General features: G+C 64.2%; 19 protein-coding genes. 7 read left to right on the top strand and 12 right to left on the bottom strand.

Annotated elements, in window-relative coordinates; genetic code table 11:
• The first annotated feature begins 65 nt into the window (after nt 1-65).
• Nucleotides 66-1,250: an MFS transporter gene (locus tag SD196_RS10670; RefSeq protein WP_416311422.1), complete on the top strand. Its 1,185-nt coding sequence runs from the start codon at nt 66-68 to the stop codon at nt 1,248-1,250.
• A gap of 50 nt (nt 1,251-1,300) precedes the next feature.
• On the opposite strand, the gene cysB is transcribed toward SD196_RS10670, so the two are convergent.
• The 5 genes from cysB to SD196_RS10645 form a co-directional block, all read right to left on the bottom strand.
• Nucleotides 1,301-2,275 (bottom strand): HTH-type transcriptional regulator CysB, encoded by a 975-nt coding sequence (gene cysB / locus SD196_RS10665; RefSeq protein ID WP_331314069.1) that lies wholly within the window; start codon nt 2,273-2,275, stop codon nt 1,301-1,303.
• A gap of 166 nt (nt 2,276-2,441) precedes the next feature.
• Entirely contained in the window at nt 2,442-2,927 is a 486-nt protein-coding gene (locus SD196_RS10660; protein ID WP_416311421.1) for a universal stress protein, read from the bottom strand.
• 94 nt (nt 2,928-3,021) lie between these two features.
• Nucleotides 3,022-3,933 (bottom strand): 5'-nucleotidase, encoded by a 912-nt coding sequence (locus SD196_RS10655; RefSeq protein WP_275607700.1) that lies wholly within the window; start codon nt 3,931-3,933, stop codon nt 3,022-3,024.
• 21 nt (nt 3,934-3,954) lie between these two features.
• The gene (locus SD196_RS10650) at nt 3,955-4,902 is read right to left on the bottom strand and encodes a putative 2-dehydropantoate 2-reductase (RefSeq protein WP_416311420.1); all 948 of its coding nucleotides are present in this window, start codon (nt 4,900-4,902) and stop codon (nt 3,955-3,957) included.
• Nucleotides 4,902-5,288 carry a thioredoxin gene (locus tag SD196_RS10645; protein ID WP_416311419.1) on the bottom strand — a complete coding sequence of 129 codons (387 nt, stop codon included), beginning with the start codon at nt 5,286-5,288 and terminating at the stop codon, nt 4,902-4,904. The genes SD196_RS10650 and SD196_RS10645 overlap by 1 nt, the downstream gene beginning before the upstream one ends.
• Between SD196_RS10645 and SD196_RS10640 the strand changes: the two genes are divergently transcribed.
• Nucleotides 5,287-5,706, top strand: coding sequence for a PilZ domain-containing protein (locus SD196_RS10640; RefSeq protein WP_275607703.1), 420 nt, complete (start codon nt 5,287-5,289; stop codon nt 5,704-5,706). The genes SD196_RS10645 and SD196_RS10640 overlap by 2 nt on opposite strands.
• 179 nt (nt 5,707-5,885) lie before the next feature.
• Nucleotides 5,886-6,962: a 3-deoxy-7-phosphoheptulonate synthase gene (locus SD196_RS10635; protein ID WP_275607704.1), complete on the top strand. Its 1,077-nt coding sequence runs from the start codon at nt 5,886-5,888 to the stop codon at nt 6,960-6,962.
• 223 nt (nt 6,963-7,185) lie between these two features.
• Here SD196_RS10635 and SD196_RS10630 read toward each other — a convergent pair whose 3' ends face one another.
• Nucleotides 7,186-7,470, bottom strand: coding sequence for a GNAT family N-acetyltransferase (locus SD196_RS10630; RefSeq protein ID WP_152222548.1), 285 nt, complete (start codon nt 7,468-7,470; stop codon nt 7,186-7,188).
• A 21-nt stretch (nt 7,471-7,491) separates the two neighbouring features.
• Complete coding sequence (locus tag SD196_RS10625; protein ID WP_416311418.1) at nt 7,492-8,766, bottom strand: hypothetical protein; 1,275 nt, start codon at nt 8,764-8,766, stop codon at nt 7,492-7,494.
• 208 nt (nt 8,767-8,974) lie between these two features.
• Between SD196_RS10625 and SD196_RS10620 the strand changes: the two genes are divergently transcribed.
• Together SD196_RS10620 and SD196_RS10615 are read left to right on the top strand one after the other, a co-directional pair.
• Nucleotides 8,975-9,664, top strand: a complete 690-nt coding sequence (locus SD196_RS10620; protein WP_275607706.1) for a crotonase/enoyl-CoA hydratase family protein — start codon at nt 8,975-8,977, stop codon at nt 9,662-9,664.
• 177 nt (nt 9,665-9,841) lie between these two features.
• Nucleotides 9,842-10,027: a hypothetical protein gene (locus tag SD196_RS10615; RefSeq protein WP_275607707.1), complete on the top strand. Its 186-nt coding sequence runs from the start codon at nt 9,842-9,844 to the stop codon at nt 10,025-10,027.
• Between the two features lie 95 nt (nt 10,028-10,122).
• Here the strand turns inward: SD196_RS10615 and SD196_RS10610 are convergent, their stop codons facing one another.
• The gene (locus SD196_RS10610; RefSeq protein WP_275607708.1) at nt 10,123-10,620 is read right to left on the bottom strand and encodes a macro domain-containing protein; all 498 of its coding nucleotides are present in this window, start codon (nt 10,618-10,620) and stop codon (nt 10,123-10,125) included.
• Between the two features lie 278 nt (nt 10,621-10,898).
• Between SD196_RS10610 and SD196_RS10605 the strand changes: the two genes are divergently transcribed.
• On the top strand, nt 10,899-11,120 hold the full coding sequence (locus SD196_RS10605; protein WP_416311417.1) for a hypothetical protein: 222 nt from the start codon (nt 10,899-10,901) through the stop codon (nt 11,118-11,120).
• Nucleotides 11,121-11,227: 107 nt separating this feature from the next.
• Complete coding sequence (locus tag SD196_RS10600; protein WP_275607710.1) at nt 11,228-12,199, top strand: magnesium and cobalt transport protein CorA; 972 nt, start codon at nt 11,228-11,230, stop codon at nt 12,197-12,199.
• A 183-nt stretch (nt 12,200-12,382) separates the two neighbouring features.
• Here SD196_RS10600 and SD196_RS10595 read toward each other — a convergent pair whose 3' ends face one another.
• From SD196_RS10595 to SD196_RS10580, 4 genes are all read right to left on the bottom strand, one after another.
• Complete coding sequence (locus tag SD196_RS10595) at nt 12,383-13,120, bottom strand: amidotransferase (RefSeq protein WP_275607711.1); 738 nt, start codon at nt 13,118-13,120, stop codon at nt 12,383-12,385.
• A 203-nt stretch (nt 13,121-13,323) separates the two neighbouring features.
• Nucleotides 13,324-13,878: a cysteine hydrolase family protein gene (locus SD196_RS10590; RefSeq protein ID WP_275607712.1), complete on the bottom strand. Its 555-nt coding sequence runs from the start codon at nt 13,876-13,878 to the stop codon at nt 13,324-13,326.
• 175 nt (nt 13,879-14,053) lie between these two features.
• On the bottom strand, nt 14,054-16,198 hold the full coding sequence (locus SD196_RS10585) for a 3-hydroxyacyl-CoA dehydrogenase NAD-binding domain-containing protein (protein WP_416311416.1): 2,145 nt from the start codon (nt 16,196-16,198) through the stop codon (nt 14,054-14,056).
• Nucleotides 16,199-16,213: 15 nt separating this feature from the next.
• Nucleotides 16,214-17,419 (bottom strand): acetyl-CoA C-acetyltransferase, encoded by a 1,206-nt coding sequence (locus tag SD196_RS10580; RefSeq protein ID WP_275607714.1) that lies wholly within the window; start codon nt 17,417-17,419, stop codon nt 16,214-16,216.
• Nucleotides 17,420-17,439: the final 20 nt, after the last annotated feature.

Here is a 17,439-nt window from a genome sequence, read left to right as displayed (position 1 = left end):
TTGACGCTTTCTTGATCCCCTCCGGGCAATACTGAGCGCCCCTGTAGCGCACAAGGATGTCGGCCATGCCCGACGGTTCGGAACCTTCCCGCCCCCGCATCCCCGGCACCGTCTGGGCGCTGGGCTTCGTCAGCCTGTTCATGGACGTCTCCTCGGAGCTGCTGCACAGCCTGCTGCCGCTGTTCCTGGTCGGCAGCCTGGGGCTGAGCATGCTCACCGTCGGCCTGATCGAAGGCATCGCCGAGGCCAGCGCGCTGATCGTCAAGGTGTTCTCCGGCGCCATCAGCGACTTCCTAGGCCGGCGCAAGGGTCTGGTGCTGTTCGGCTATGGCCTGGCTGCGCTGTCCAAGCCTCTGTTTCCGCTGGCCACCTCCGGCGAAGCCATCTTCACCGCGCGCCTGCTCGACCGCATCGGCAAAGGCATTCGCGGCGCCCCACGCGATGCGCTGATCGCCGATGTGGCGCCGCCTTCCATCCGCGGCGCCTGCTTCGGCCTGCGTCAATCGATGGATACCGTCGGCGCCTTCGCAGGCCCCTTGCTGGCGATCGCCCTGATGCTCTGGCTGGGCAACAACCTGCCGCTGGTGTTCTGGTTCGCCTGCATCCCGGCGGGCCTCGCGGTGTTGGCGATCATCTTCTTCGTCAAGGAGCCGGAGCATGCCGCCGGCCGTCACCGCTTCCGCTCACCGATCCATCGCGATGCGCTGCGCAGCTTCCCGGCGCGCTACTGGTGGGTGGTCGGGATCGGCGCGGTGTTCACCCTCGCCCGCTTCAGCGAGGCCTTCCTGGTGCTGCGCGCGCAGAACCTGGGCCTGCCGATGGCCTGGACGCCGGTGGTGATGGTGGTGATGTCGCTGCTGTTCATGCTCTCGGCCTACCCGGTGGGATGGTGGTCGGACCGCACCGACCGCACCGGTCTGCTGGCCATCGGCATGCTTCTGCTGGTGGCGGCGGACCTGCTGCTGGCCTGGGCAGACTCCACTCCCTTGATGCTGCTTGGCGTGGCTGTCTGGGGTTTGCACATGGGCTTCACCCAGGGCCTGCTGGCCACCCTGATCGCCGACACCACACCGGCCGATCTGAAAGGTACCGCCTTCGGCGTGTTCAACCTCGCCAGTGGCCTCGCCATGCTGCTGGCCAGTGTGCTGGCTGGTTGGCTCTGGCAGAGTTTCGGTGCCAGCTCCACGTTCCTCACAGGGGCGGGCCTGGCTTTCGTCGCGTTGCTGCTGTTGCGCTGGCGTATTCGCTGAAATGAAGAAGCCCGGCAGATGCCGGGCTTCTTCGTTGGAGCGAGCAGTAATCAGTAAACCGGCAATTCGATGCCGTCGAACAGCTCGTCGAGCTCGGTCTTGTTGTGGCACTGCACGGCCTTGGAGAGCAGGTCGCGGGTCAGGTGCGGGGCGAACTTCTCGATGAAGTCGCACATGAAACCGCGCAGGAAGGTGCCGCGACGGAAACCGATCTTGGTCACGCTGGATTCGAACAGGTGGCTGGCGTCGAGCATCACCAGGTCGCTGTCGAGCTTCGGATCGACCGCCATGTGAGCCACGATGCCCACGCCCAGGCCCAGGCGCACGTAGGTCTTGATCACGTCGGCGTCGGCGGCGGTGAATACCACCTTCGGCACCAGGCCACGCTGGTTGAAGGCTTCGTCCAGCTTGGAACGACCGGTGAAACCGAACACGTAGGTGACGATGGGCTGTTCGGCCAGCAGTTCCAGGGTCAGCTTCGGCACCTTGGTCAGCGGGTGGCCCTGGGGCACGATCACGCAACGGTTCCAGCGGTAGCACGGCATCATGATCAGGTCACCGAACAGCTCCAGTGCCTCGGTGGCGATGGCGAAGTCGACGGTGCCGTCGGCGGCCATCTCGGCGATCTGCATCGGCGTGCCCTGGTGCATGTGCAGGGAGACGTCCGGATATTGCTTGATGAAGCCGCTGATCACACCCGGCAGCGCATAGCGCGCCTGGGTGTGGGTGGTGGCGATGGACAGGGTGCCCTTCTTCTCGTTGGAGAATTCCTGGGCGATCTGCTTGATGCTTTCGACCTTGCGCAGGATCTCGCCGGCGGTGTTGATGATGCGCTCGCCGGCCGGGGTGACGCGGGTGAGGTGCTTACCGCTGCGGGCGAAGACTTCGACGCCCAGCTCGTCTTCCAGCAGGCGGATCTGCTTGCTGATGCCGGGCTGGGAGGTATACAGGCTTTGAGCAGTGGCCGAAACGTTCAGGTCGTGGTGCGCGACTTCCCAGATATAGCGCAGTTGCTGAAGCTTCATGGAATTTCCTCGGAAAGAATGTCGCGACCCGCGATCAGGGGCTTATGTTTTATAACCATATTAATGGTTTAAGGAATAAAACTAGACGTTTTTTTTAGCTCTGCATGCCATTCGTCTAAAGCCATACGGAAATTCCGGTCTTATCCGACGCATTGTCACACTGCGTTCAACGGTGCAGCAGCATCGGTACCAGGTACACCGGCACCTCCGCCAATTGCACCAGACGCCCCGCGGTGCGCCCCAGCGGCGTGTTCAGCCCCTCCCCGTGGCTGTGGCTGCCGGCGACGATCAGGTCCACACCCAGACGCCGCGCCTCGTCGAGGATCACCATCGGCGGGTCCCCCTGGATGACCCGCACGGAGTGGATCAGCTCGGCATCCTGACGCAGCTCCCCCAGCTCGTCGCGGAACCCTTCCATCACGCGCTGCTCGATGCTGCCCATGACGTTGTGCAAACCATTGGTGCGCATTTCGTTGAGGGTGTTCTCGTCCAGGTAGGTCTGCAGCACCGACTCGGCGAACAGTCCGAGCGGCTCCACGGCGTGCACCACGTACAACTGGACCCCATAGGCACGGGCCAGCGAGAGGGCATGCTGGAGGACATAAGGCGCGTAGAGGCCAAGGTCGGTAGCGTAAAGAATCGATCGGATCATGCGGCCTCCTCGACTGCCTGCGCGGCGGGCCTATCAGCAGCGTAGCAGCAGAACGCGCGGCGCTCCGCAGGGACCGACTGTCGCGGCCTGGCGGCTATCCGGCGGTCTGCTTTTCGTTGCTTACGCCGTGCGGCACATGCCCGGTGGCGACCACCTCGCGAGCCTTCTCGCAATGCCCCGCCTGGTCGTCGAAGAACACGTCGGCGGCGAAGGCTTCGAGGAACGCGGCCTTGTCCAGGCCACCGAGGAACAGCGACTCGTCGAGGCGGATATCCCATTCGCGCAGCGTGCGGATCACCCGCTCATGCGCCGGCGCCGAACGGGCGGTGACCAGCGCGGTGCGAATCGGGCAGGACTCCTGCGGGAACGCCTGCTGCACCCGGTTGAGCGCGGCGAGGAAGGGCTTGAACGGACCGCCGCCCAGGGGCTCGCGGGCGGACTCGCGCTCATGGGTCTGGAACGCCTCCAGCCCGCCCTGCTGGTAGACGCGCTCGGAAGCGTCGGAGAACAGCACCGCATCGCCATCGAAGGCGAAGCGCAGCTCCCCATTGCTCTCGCGCCGGGTCCCACCGGAAAGGATGGTGGCAGCAGCAAAACCGGCATCCAAGGCACTGCGTACGTCGTCGATATGGGTGGAGAGGAACAGGTGGCAGTTGAATGCTTTCAGGTAGGGATAGGGGCTGCGGCCACCGACGAAGGCGGCGCGGGAAATGCCCAGGCCGTAGTGCTGGATCGAGTTGAACACCCGCAGGCCGGTATCGGCGCTGTTGCGCGAAACCAGGATGACCTCCACCGGTGCGCTGTCCGAGTCGCCGTTGAGCGCCAGCAGCTTCTGCACCAGGGCGAAGGCATCGCCGGGCGGCAGCACTTCGTCCTCTCGGGCGATCTGGTACTGGCGATAGGCTTCAACGCCCTCGCGCTCATACACCTGGTGGCTCTCGCGCAGGTCGAACAGCGCCCGCGAGGAAATCGCCACCACCAGCTTATCGCCCAGTCCCTTCGCCATGTCGCTCTCCGAGGTATTGGCTCAATGAGCCTGGTTGCGCGCGTCGATGAAACGCAGGGCGCGGTAGAGCGCCTCGATTTTCGGCAGCTCGCGCCCGGCCTTGCGTGCAGCCTCCAGGGGCGCGGCGTAGATCGCGCCCAGCTCCAGCGGTCGATGCTGCGCGAAGTCGTGATACATGCTCGGCAGGTAATCCGGCATGGCGTCGGTCGAGGCCAACATCGCGCCGACGATGTTCGGCGGCAGCGAATGCCCGCAAGCCTTCGCGCCGGCCACTACCTCCTCCATCAGCTCGGCCACCAGGGCGCGGCTGTCGGGGTTGTCCATGATCGCCCGGGTGCCGCTGTCGAGCAGTACCGAAAGACCGTTGTAGGGGATGTTCCACACCAGTTTCTGCCAGCGTGCATATTCGAGGCTGGGCATGGCGTTGGAGCCCAGTTCGGCGCTGCGGAACAGCTCGACGCCCTCCTCGACGATGGCCAGGCGCTCCGGCTCACCCACTGCGGGGCCCGAGTGGTAACCGATGTTCACCGCGCCGAAAGCCTGGTGCTCGATGACACCCGGCGCGCTGCGGTGCACGCAGATGAAGCAGAGGCCACCCAGCAGATGCAGGTGGTCGGGCAGCAGCGCCCGCAGTTCATCCTCGACCGCCAGGCCATTCTGCAGCAGCAGGACCTTGGCACCCCGGGCGGCCGCCTGGGCGATCAGGGGCGCCAAGCTGGCGTTGCTGGTGGTCTTGGCGCCGACCAGCAGCCAGTCGCAAGGCGGCATGCGCGCGGCGTCGTCATAGGCGTTCACCGGCGCCAGGCTCAGCTCGCCATACACCTGGCTGTTCAGGCGCAGACCGTTCTCCACCACCGCCGGGTACTCGCTACGCAGCAGGAAATGCACGTCATGGCCGGCGCGGGCCAGCATCAGGCCATAGAAACCGCCGATGGCGCCGGTTCCAATGATGCCGATTCGCAGATTCATCAAGGCAACTCCTCAGCCGGGCGCGACAGGCCAGCGCGCACGGCGTCGTTCAGGGATTCGGGACGCAGGGCGGCGTGTATCGGGCCGAGAAAATGGCCGTCACGCACCAGGAACGTCGCCGGCAGGTGGAACACGCCATAGCGCGCCACCAGCCCGCCGCTGCGGCCGGCGTCGATCCAGCACAGGCGGTCCACAGGAAGGCCGAACTCCGGCAGCTTCGCCCGCGCCCATCGGCAGGACGAGCAACCCTCGCTGGTGAACACAACCAGCGACACGCCTGGAAGGGAAAGCAGCCGGCGGTCGGCGTCCAGGTCGGTCAGCTCAAGGGCCGGCACTATACTCAAGTGGCCAATACTAGAAAGATTGCGGTCGGAGCATTCCGTCATGCGGCAGTTCCTGCGTCACCCCTGTGACCTTCCGGTTGAACTGGTCATTCGCAAGCAGACCTTCCTGCCGCGCCAGCGACTGCACAATATCAGCCTCGGCGGTGTGGCGTGCAACTCGCCACGGGGCTTTCGCCGCGGCACGTCCATCGAGCTGCGCATTCCCCTGCTGGGCGACTCGGCGCGCTACCCGGGCGTAGTGGCCTGGAGTCGCAAGCAGAACAGCGACTACATCGTCGGCATCGCCTTCATCGACGAAGACACGCTGTTCCGCGCCCGCATGGTCGAGCAGGTATGCCAGATAGAGCGCTACCGGCGGCAGCGCGAACAGGAGACGGGCGCCGCGCTGTCGTTCGAGGAACTCGCCCTGGAATGGATCGCGCACAACGCCCAGGACTTCCCATTGTTTTGCGCAGTCTGACGCCGCTCGCGCAGAAAGTCGCGCAAATGCCCGTGGTCCGGGCATTTTCCTGCCAAAGGCCATTGTCGAGCCAGCGTCGGACCGGTTAAGGTTCGGGTTCCCCTTAGCGAATATCTGCCTGCGCCCCATCGCACGGGGATTTCTGGCGGCCGGCACCCGTGACCTGATTGAGTACCACGATGGCTGATTTACAGATCGACGACCTTAACGTTGCCTCCAACGAGACCCTGATCACGCCGGAGCAGCTCAAGCGCGAAATCCCCCTGACCGACGCCGCCCTGCGCACCGTCGCCAACGGCCGCCAGGTCGTCCGCGACATCCTCGATGGCAAGGACCACCGCCTGTTCGTGGTGATCGGCCCCTGCTCGATCCACGACATCAAGGCCGCCCACGAATACGCCGAGCGCCTGAAGGTACTGGCCGCGGAGGTCTCCGATACCCTGTTCCTGGTGATGCGCGTGTACTTCGAAAAGCCGCGCACCACCGTGGGCTGGAAGGGGCTGATCAACGACCCCTACCTGGATGACTCCTTCAAGATCCAGGACGGCCTGCATATCGGCCGCCAGCTGCTGCGCGACCTCGCCGAGATGGGCCTGCCCACCGCCACCGAAGCGCTCGACCCGATCTCCCCGCAGTACCTGCAGGACCTGATCAGCTGGTCGGCCATCGGCGCGCGCACCACCGAATCCCAGACCCACCGCGAGATGGCCTCGGGCCTGTCCTCGGCGGTCGGCTTCAAGAACGGCACCGACGGCAGCCTAACCGTGGCGATCAACGCCCTGCAGTCGGTTTCCAGCCCGCACCGCTTCCTGGGTATCAACCAGGAAGGCGGCGTCTCCATCGTCACCACCAAGGGCAATGCCTACGGCCACGTGGTGCTGCGCGGCGGCAACGGCAAGCCGAACTACGATTCGGTCAGCGTCGCCCTGTGCGAACAGGAACTGACCAAGGCGAAGATCCCGCTGAACGTGATGGTCGACTGCAGCCACGCCAACTCCAACAAGGACCCGGCGCTGCAGCCGCTGGTGATGGACAACGTCGCCAACCAGATCGCCGAAGGCAACAACTCCATCGTCGGCCTGATGGTGGAAAGCCACCTGGGCTGGGGCAGCCAGCCGATCCCGAAAGATCTCTGCCAGCTGCAGTACGGTGTTTCCATCACCGACGCCTGCATCGACTGGGACACCACCGAGAAGGCCGTGCGCAGCATGCATGCCAAGCTCAAGGACGTCCTGCCCAAGCGTCAGCGCGGCTGAGGTTTGCGGTAATGAAAAAGCCGGGCCGATGCCCGGCTTTTTCGTGCCCAGGCATCCGCGCCTGCCATGAGGTGTTTTTGTAGGATGGCGTGGAGCGAAGCGATACCCATGATGGCGGATAACGCTTGAGGCGTTATCCGCCCTACAAGTTGATGGGGCGGGCATATGGCAAAGAAAAAGCCGGGCAATGAGCCCGGCTTTTTTCATTTCTGCGATCCGCGAATCAGAGCGCGGTATCGGTATGACGCTGGCGGCGTTCCAGGTAGCGCTCCACATAGGAGCACGACGGGATCACGCTGTAGCCCTTGCGCTCGGCGTACTGCAGGGCGTGCTCGGTCAGAGCAGCGGCGATGCCGCGGCCGCGCAGGGTATCCGGGACGAAGGTGCGGTAGATGTCGAGCGTCTGCTTGCCCAGATCCATATAGGCCAGATAGGCGCGATGGCCGTCCACCGTCGTGACGAACTGGTGGCTGGTTTCATCGTGATGGATGGACAACGACTCACTCACTTGCTCTCTCCTTCTGGGGCCTCACAACATGACCCGCACCTGATTGATCTTGTTCAGGCGGAGGAACATTTCCGCCGAGCCGGTCCCGATCAGGACAGTGATATAGGCTCGACCGTTCTCCACCTTGTGCAGCACACCCTGGTAATAGGCACCATCAAACGTGATGAACTGCAGGCGCTTGCCGGTGTACTGGGCAAGGCTGTCAACATTAACGAACTCATATTGCTGCGTTCTAGCTTCCGACTCAACCGTTTCTTCAGCCGAAACCTTTTGAAGGTCGTTTTCCGGCGTGATTTTGTGTTTAAGCGGATCGACCCAGCTGAAACCCAACTGGGTCACCGCCTCCTGGTTGACCAGAACGCTCGGTCGCAGCATCCCGATGACATCCTTGGGCTCGAAGAACTGTAGACCATCCCAGGCCATCCCCTCGCTGGGAGTCAGTTCGATGCGCAGCGAACGGGGATCGCTCAGGTAGCGGCCGTAGGCCTCGAGCACCGGCTTGTCGAGGGCGATGCGCTGCTGGCGCAGGGACTTGTCGAACTGCTCCAGCGACAGCGCCAGATAAGCCTTCTGATCGAGGCCCATCTTGCTGCGGCAGAACTCGGTGACCCGGCGCTGGTACTGGTTGTCGTCCATCTCCACGGTGACCTGCTGGACTCGTGGCGGGTTCACGCGCATGTCACCCGGGCGCTCGGACACATTCATCAGCGACATGCTCAGGCGCAAGTCCAGCATGTCGCGGGCGTCGTTGCGCAGGTTGAAGGTGAGCTTCTGCGCGCCGGGCTCGAAGCGGTAGGAGAACTCCAGGTCCGATTGCAGGGAGCGATAGCCCATCTGCAACAGTTCATCGACGCCGATATTACGGACGTTGCCGCAGACCACTTCGCTCATCGCGGTGAAGGCGCTCTTCTCGGCGGGTACGGCATACAACTGCTGCACGAACGGGCCGGCCACCTCCAGCTCCACGCCTTGCAGCTCCAGGGCCATCTGCTCGGGCAGCTTGCGCTCGGCCAGGCGCTCCTTGAAGCTCAGCAGCTCGCGCAAGCCGTTGAACTTCAACTGGGCATGGGCCACCTTGAGGCTGTCATGGGCCATGGGCACCCTGATCACGACGTTCTTGAGCCCGACCCGACCGTCGAAGGACGAGGAAATACCGCCGTAGCTGATCTCCATCATCGGCGACAGCTGCGCAATCGCATCATCGACGATGCTGCGCACGGACAGCCACAGCGACGCCTTGATGATCACGGCGACGGCGACCAGGGCCAGGAAGATCCATTTGACGAGTTTCGACATGCAGCAGTCCTTGCGAGAGCGGGAGGCATCACGGGCAATAGTGGCAGCTTAACAGCACTGTCGAACGCCCTCCACGACGGTCTCCCGGAAATGCGTACGACTCCCCACAAGCCCCGGATTCCGGGTGACTCACCGGTCAGCCAAAGTGCTTTACGCCCGCCTCCCCCGTCAGTATGTTCTGGCCCACTTCCAACCAAGGACTACCGCCATGAGTGAGCTGATCACCTACCAACTCGAAGACGGCATCGCCACCCTGACCCTGAACAACGGCAAGGTGAACGCGATCTCCCCCGCCGTCATCGAGGCCTTCAATCAGGCGCTGGATCAGGCGGAACAGGATCGGGCAGTGGTCATCGTCACCGGTCAGCCGGGCATTCTCTCCGGCGGCTACGACCTGAAGGTGATGACCTCCGGCCCGGAGAACGCCGTGAACCTGGTGGCCGCCGGTTCCACCCTGGCGCGCCGCATGCTCTCCCACCCCTACCCGGTCATCGTCGCCTGCACCGGCCATGCGGTGGCCAAGGGCGCTTTCATCCTGCTCTCGGCGGATTACCGCATCGGCGTCGACGGCCCCTTCCAGATCGGCCTGAACGAAGTCGCCATCGGCATGACCATGCACCACGTGGGCATCGAACTGGCCCGCGACCGCCTGCGCCGCTCGGCCTTCACCCGCTCGGTGATCAACGCCGAGATGTTCAACCCGCGCGATGCCGTGGACGCCGGTTTCCTCGACAAGGTGGTACCGGCCGAGCAACTGCAGGAGGCAGCCCTGGAAGCGGCACGCCACCTGAAGAAGCTCAACATGACCGCTCACCGCAACACTAAGCTGAAAGTGCGCAAGCAACTGCTGGAGACCCTCGACCGCTCCATCGAGCAGGACAAGCAGCACCTCGCCTGACCCCAAGCGAGAAAGAGCCCGGCCCCACGCCGGGCTTTTTTATGCCCGGGACTTTCATTGCGCCAGCCAACTGTTGCGTTTTTGTAAAAACTCATTAAGCCGAACTGCTATTTTTCAAAAATTATTGCGTATTAACCTATGGATGAACCCAAAGCAACACCATCGGAGGTGTTCATCATGAAACTCAAGGTTATCGCCGCAACCCTCTTCGCCGCTGCCACTGCCATCGCCGCCCAGGCCAGCTTCGCCGAGGAATCCCCGCTGATGCAGAACCGCATGCTCAACCTGACCCAGAGCGCTCAGCAACAACCGGCCGAGCAGGCAGCCAGCCACACCGTGGAAGCCACTGCCAAACAAGGCTGATACCGACCTCGCCAGCAGCAGGTGACATCATGCCCTCCAGCCCGATGCGAAAAGCCCGGCTTGCGGCCGGGCTTTTCGAGGGCGACAGGGCGGCGTCACTCAGCGGCGGCCACTCCCTTGCGGTAGACCTCGTAGACCACCACTGCGATACCCAGATCGCCCAGGTAACGCTCCACCAACGGTTTCACATCCTTCCAGTCGAGCCCGCCCACACCGGTCGCCAGACAAGGCAGCGCCAGGCTGCTCACCCGTTCGCTCTGCAGGTAGCGGGCAAGTTCCTTCAGGCAGTGCCCGACATTCTCCAGTGTCGCCTTCGCCGGTCGCGCGCCGCGTCCGGAACCCTGCATGTCCTGGGTCAGCAGATTGGCGATGCATCGGGTGCCACCGTCCGCATCGACGCCCGACCAGACCCAGATCGAACCCGGCTCCGGCGCATCCGAATGGGCGGCGTGGCGATAGTCGCGCACCATCGACGGCCAGCGTTCGCGCAGTGCCAGCGCCAGGCCGGAGTCGAAGTGGTCCTGGGGTGCAATGCCGTGCGCGATGACCTGGGCCTTGCTGAGCAGAATGTCGCCTTCAACGTATCGAATCATGAAGCGTTCCTTGTGTTCGGAATGTCCGTGGCAGCGTTGCGCTACCCCCTGATTTCCACGTTACGCCCGGCGGCCTCCCCATTTTTGACGCGGGTCAAACGCCCATGAATGCTGTCCAGCTCTCGGAAACTTCCGAGTACTCCGCCCGCACTCCACGGCGGCATGCACCCCGGCCCGCCATCAATTTCCCTGATACTCGAAAGCAACCGGCTTCGTTATTCAACGGGCAGGACGACGGCGACACTGAGCCATCGCTTCCCGCCACCCGAGCCATCACCATGAATCGCCAGGCCCACCGCTACGCTCGCAACGGCGCCCTCGCCGCCCTGGGGCTCTACACCATGGTGATCCTGGTGGTCATGGCGCTGGCTGCCGGCTACGACAGCGTCCGTCGCGCACCGGTGGACAATGTCGACAGGGCCGGGATCTTCACCCGCATCAACCAGGCGCTGCCCGTGGCACTGCAAGGCCTGCAGAGCGCCCTGAATCCCCACTCCTGATGCCTTTCGGCTGGCGCAGCCGGCGAGCTTGTCCAACACTGTCCGCGTGAGAGTCTGCGTCGTGGGACGAACTGTCCCGCGCGCCAGCCAGTTGCGGGGGGTTCACCATGGGCCGTGTCATCGCATCCGCCGTCTACAGCAAGGGCCGCAAGGTCTCCGATATTCCCCTGGAGGACGGTTACCGCTGGGCTTGCCAGCCCGACCATTTTGTCTGGACGGGGTTACAGGAGCCGACACCGGAAGAAATGTTCAACCTGCAGCGGCAGTTCAACCTGCACGAACTGGCCGTCTCCGACGCCCTGGAAAAGCACAGCCGACCGAAGCTGGAGACCTTTGGCGACGCGCTGTTCATGGTGATCTATTCGCCAATCCGTGCTGACAGCCGATTGATGTTCGTGGAAACCCACCTGTTCGCCGGCGTCGGCTACATCATCAGCGCCCGCCACGGCTTCTCGCAGTCTTACTCTCAGGTGCGCCAGCGCTGCGAGGCTCGGCCGTTGCTGCTGGCCCACGGCACCGACTTCGTGCTCTATGCCCTGCTGGACTTCGTAGTCAGCAACTACGAGCCGGTGGTGGAAGCCATCCGCGGAGAAATCGAGGAAGTCGAGCAGCAGGTACTGCGCAAATCGCTGACCCAGGAGCAGATCGAGAAGATCTACGGCCTGCGCCGCGAGGTGCTCAAGCTCAAGCACTATGCCGCGCCCATGGTGGAGATCTGCCAGGAACTGCAGCGCCTGGACTTCCCCTTCATCGACAAACAGATGCGCCCCTATTTCCGAGACGTGGCGATCCATGTGAATCGCCTGCTGGAAGATCTCACCACCCTGCGCGACGTGGCCACCCAGACTATCGAGGTCGGGCTGGCGCTGGAGTCTTCACGGCAGAGCGTGGTGCAGCGCAAGTTCGCTGCCTGGGCGGCGATCCTCGCCTTTCCCACGGCGGTGGCCGGCATCTACGGGATGAATTTCGAATACATCCCGGAGCTGCATTGGCACTACGGCTACTTCCTGATCATGGGGCTGCTGGTGCTGGGGTGCGTCGGGCTGTACATCAGCTTCAAGCAGGCGGAGTGGCTCTAGCCGACGACGCATGGACGTTGTACGCCGTTTGACCGTGATCTCAGGGCACTCCGCTCTCGATCCCGGCGCCGACCACGAACCAAGGTGTATCGGCGTACAACCGCGAGCGGTCGTACGCCCTACGCCCCGGGAAAACGAAAACGCCGCTCGAAGGAGCGGCGTTTTCATGGGGCACGGCGGGAATCAGGCGGCGTTCTGCTTCTTCTCGCGGCCCTGCTGCACGAAGCGCATCATCCACTCGCCCACCACAGTGCCCTGGTGCGGGCGCGCGAGGCTGTCGATACCGGACTGGAACACCGGCTCGCTGAAGACGTGCTTGCGCAGTTCCAGGATGGCCTGGGAGTAGTCGCTCTGGAACTCGGGGTGGCCCTGGAAGCACAGCACCTGGTCACCGATGGCGTAGGCCGCGTTCGGGCAGAAGTCACTGGACGCGATACGGCGCGCGCCATGGGGCAGCTCGGTGACCTGGTCCTGGTGGCTGACCAGCAGGGTCAGGCCATCGCCCAGCGACGGGCTCATCCACTCCGGCTGTTCCTCGATGCGGTAGTCGTGGATGCCCACGCCCCAGCCCTGATCCGCACGCTCGGCCTTGCCGCCGAGGACCAGCGCCAGCAGCTGGTGGCCGAAGCACACGCCCAGCAGCTTGTCACCGCGCTCATAGAGCTTCAGCACGTAGTCCTTTAGGGTCTGGATCCAGGGATCAGTGCCAAACGAGTCCGCCTTGCTGCCTGTCACCAGGTACGCGTCGAACTTCTCATCTTCGGGCGGATAATGCCCTTCCACCACGTTGTAGACCTTGAACTCGGCCGGAACGGGTTGCTTGGCGAACAGTTGCTGGAACATCCAGCCATAGCCTTTGTACTGGTCGATCAGCTCGGGGCGGAGGATGTCGGTTTCCAGAATGCAGATGTGCAACGACATGCAGGGGTGATTCCTGGGGGTTAGCGGCTGATAAGAATGGTTATCCTGGCACTGATGGAACGCGCGTGAAAATTACGCCCTATTTTTTCACCACGCAAGATGCCGTGGCCGATTCTTGCGTAGGAATTTCAGGGGAAATACCGGAAAAACCGACTTCCTTCAATTGCACGGACGCACAGGGGTGACGGCCGGTTGGCAAGGATTCAGCTCAGGGACAGCGCTCGCAGGATCGAGTTCGCGTCCAGCACCTGGGCATATTCGCCTTGCAGGTTGGCCAGGGACATGGCGTGGACCTCCTCCGCGTTGCGCAGCACGCCGTTGAAATCGCGCTTGTCGAAGGCGAAGCAGGCGTCTGCCACGACCTGCGTGACGAAGCCCAGGTTGCCCGCCGAACGCGCCGTGGCCTCCACCGAGTTGTTGGTGCTGACGCCACAGATCACCACCGAGTCGATGCCGCGCACCCGCAGCCAACGCTCCAGGCCGCTGTTGATAAAGGCATCAGGGACGTTCTTCTCCAGCACCTGTTCGTGGTCCAGCGGTGCCAGCTCCGGCTGGAACTCCGCCCCCGGTTGCCCCGGCCAGAATGGCGAGCCCGGTGTACGGGAGATGTGCCGCACGTGAACCACCGGCCAGCCGGCCTGGCGCCAGGCTGCCAGCAACTCACCGATACGCTGTTCGGCCTGCGGGTTGTTGCGCGGCTCAGGGCTTTCGCGCATGCCTTGCTGCTGGTCGATGATCAACAGGGCGGGAACGGTCATCGGTGCGGTCCTTGCGAGTCGGAAGGCGCCATCCTACGGCTTGCACCGGCAAGAAAAAACCGGCCACTCGGGCCGGTTGCTTTCTGTAGGAGCGAGGGGGACGCCTAGTTCTTGCTCGCGAACGGCCCCGCAGCGGGGGTGGTTCGCGAGCAAGCTCGCTCCTACGAAGATCACCTCAGAAGGACTCCCCCCGCGCCGCCTTCTCCAGCAACAGCGCCGGCGGCAGGAAGCGCTCGCCGTACTGCTCGGCCAGGTACTCGGCGCGGGCGATGAAGTCCTTCAGGCCGTACTGGTTGATGAACTGCAGCGCGCCGCCGCTCCAGGCCGCGAAGCCGATGCCGAAGATCGAACCGATGTTGGCGTCAGCGGTGGAGGTCAGCACGCCCTCCTCCACGCAGCGTACCGTCTCGATGGCCTGCACGAAGAGGATGCGGTCGCGCACGTCCTCGGCGGAAATCTGTGCGTCAGCCCTCTCGAAGCGCTGCTTCAGCTCCGGCCACAGGTGCTTCTTGCCATTGGCGGGATAGTCGTAGAAACCGGCGCCAGCGGCTTTGCCCGGGCGTTTGTACTCGTTGACCATCAGATCCACCACGGCGAAGGCCGGGTGCTTGGGCAGTTGCTTGCCTTCGGCCTCCAGGTCCTTGCGGGTCTGCTCGCGGATGTGGCTCATCAGGCTCATGGACACTTCGTCGCTGATCGCCAGCGGGCCCACCGGCATGCCGGCCTGGCGGGCCTGGTTCTCGATCATTGCCGCCGACACGCCCTCGCCCAGCATGGCCAGGCCTTCGTTGGTGAAGGTGCCGAACACACGGGAGGTGAAGAAGCCACGGCTGTCGTGGACGACGATCGGGGTCTTCTTGATCTGCAGGACGTAGTCGAAGGCGCGGGCCAGGGTGGCATCGTCAGTATTCCCGCCACGAATGATCTCCACCAGCGGCATCTTGTCCACCGGGCTGAAGAAGTGCAGGCCGATGAATTTCTGCGGCTGTGCCACGGCCTCGGCCAGGCCGGTGATTGGCAGGGTCGAGGTATTGGAAGCGATGACTGCATCGGGCAGCGCGGCGGATTCGGCGGCGGCGCTGACCTTGGCCTTCAGGCCACGGTCCTCGAATACGGCTTCGATGATCAGGTCGCAGCCTTCGAAGTCGGCGTCGCTGGCGGTCGGCTGGATGCGTGCGAGGAAGGCATCGCGCTTCTCGGCGGTCATCTGGCCCTTGCCCACTTTCTTGTCCAGCAGCCCGGCCGAGTAGGCCTTGCCCTTCTGGGCCGCTTCGAGGGAAACGTCCTTGAGCACTACCTCGATACCGGCGGCGGCCGAGACGTAGGCGATGCCCGCGCCCATCATGCCGGCGCCGATGACGCCGACCTTCTTCGTCTGGGTGACCGGATAGCCCTGCGGACGGGACTTGCCGGCGTTGATCTCGTTGAGCTGGAACCAGAAGGTGCCAATCATGTTCTTCGCCACCTGGCCGGTGGTCAGCTCGGTGAAGTAGCGCGCCTCGATCAGCTGCGCGGTGTCGAAGTCCACCTGCGCGCCTTCGACCGCGGCGCACATGATCTTCTCCGGCGCCGGGAAGCAGCCCTTGGTCTTGTCGCGCAGCACGGACGGAGCGATGGCCAGCATCTGCGCCACGCTGGGGCTTGCCGGCGTGCCGCCGGGGATCTTGTAGCCGGCGGTGTCCCACGGCTGCTTGGCGGCCGGGTTGGCGGCGATCCACTCGCGGGCCTTGGCCAGCATGTCTTCCCGGCTGGAGGCCAATTGGTGGATCAGGCCGGCCTTGAGCGCCTGTTCCGGGCGCACTTTCTTGCCTTCGGCCAGGTACGGCAGGGCCTTCTCCAGACCGAGCAGGCGCACCATGCGCACGACCCCGCCGCCGCCGGGCAGCAGGCCCAGGGTGACTTCCGGCAGACCGAGCTGGACGTGGCTTTCGTCCAGAGCGATGCGGTGGTGGCAGGCCAGGCAGATTTCCCAGCCGCCGCCCAGGGCCGCGCCGTTGATGGCGGCGACCACGGGTTTGCCGAGGGTTTCCAGGCGACGCAGCTGGCCCTTGAGGACCAGGATGCCGTCATAGAAAGCCTGGGCATCGAGCTGGGTGACTTTGATCAGTTCGTTGAGGTCGCCGCCGGCGAAGAAGGTCTTCTTCGCGGAGGTGATCACCACGCCGGCGATCGAATCCTGCTCGGCTTCCAGGCGCGCCACGGTGGCGGCCATGGCCTCGCGGTACGCACCGTTCATGGTGTTGGCGCTCTGGCCGGGCATGTCCATGGTCAGGACGACGATGTTGTCCTGGCCTTTTTCAAAGCGGATGGCGTCGGTCATTTTTATTCTCCGGCCTCAAACCCTTTCGATAATCGTCGCGATGCCCATGCCGCCGCCCACGCAGAGGGTGGCCAGGCCGTAGCGCAGGTTGCGCCGCTCCAGCTCGTCCAGCAGGGTGCCGAGGATCATGCAGCCGGTGGCGCCCAGCGGGTGGCCCATGGCGATGGAGCCGCCGTTGACGTTGACCTTGCTCTCGGGCACGCCCATGTCCTTCATGAACTTCATCACTACCGAGGCGAAGGCTTCGTTCACCTCATAAAGGTCGATGTCCTCGGCCTTGAGGCCCGCCTTGGCCAGCGCCTTGCGGGTGGCCGGCGCAGGGCCGGTGAGCATGATGGTCGGGTCGGTGCTGGTCACCGCGGTGGCGACGATGCGCCCGCGCGCCTTCAGGCCCAGCTCGCGGCCCTTGGCTTCGGAGCCGATGAGCATGGCGGCGGCGCCGTCGACGATGCCGGAGCTGTTGCCCGGCGTGTGCACGTGCTCGATGCGCTCGACGAAGCTGTATTTGCGCAGCGCGGTAGCGTCGAAACCCATCTGCCCCATCATCTCGAAGCTGGGCTTGAGCGCACCAAGGCCTTCGAGGGTGGAGTCGCCGCGGATGAATTCATCGTGGTCGAGCAGAACGATGCCGTTCTGGTCGGTCACCGGCACCAGGGACCTGCCGAACAGTCCTTCGGCGCGGGCCTTGGCGGCCTTCTGCTGGGAGCGCAGGGCGAAGGCATCCACATCGGCGCGGCTGAAGCCCTCCAGGGTGGCGATCAGGTCGGCGCCGATGCCCTGGGGCACGAAGCTGGTGTGCAGGTTGGTTTCCGGGTCCAGCGCCCAGGGACCGCCGTCGGAGCCCATGGGCACGCGGGACATGGATTCCACGCCGCCGACCACCACCAGGTCCTCGAAGCCCGAGCGCACCTTCATGGCGCCCAGGTTGACCGCTTCCAGGCCCGAGGCGCAGAAGCGGTTGATCTGCACGCCGGCAACCTGCTCGTCCCAGTCGGCCACCAGCGCGGCGGTCTTGGCGATGTCCGCACCCTGGTCGCCCACCGGGGTCACGCAGCCCAGGACGATGTCGTCGACCTGGGCGGTATCGAGCTGGTTGCGCTGTTGCAACGCGCGCAGGACGCCGGCCATCAGGTTGACCGGCTTGACGCTGTGCAGCGCGCCGTCCTTCTTGCCTTTGCCGCGGGGAGTACGCACCGCGTCGTAAATGAATGCTTCGGTCATGGCGTTCTCTCTTAGAGTTG

Origin of the sequence: Pseudomonas macauensis (genome assembly GCF_047902425.1) — a bacterium.
Classification (GTDB): Bacteria; Pseudomonadota; Gammaproteobacteria; order Pseudomonadales; family Pseudomonadaceae; genus Pseudomonas.
The sequence above is the reverse complement of the archived record's forward strand: the minus strand, read 5'-3'. Positions and strand labels throughout refer to the sequence as shown.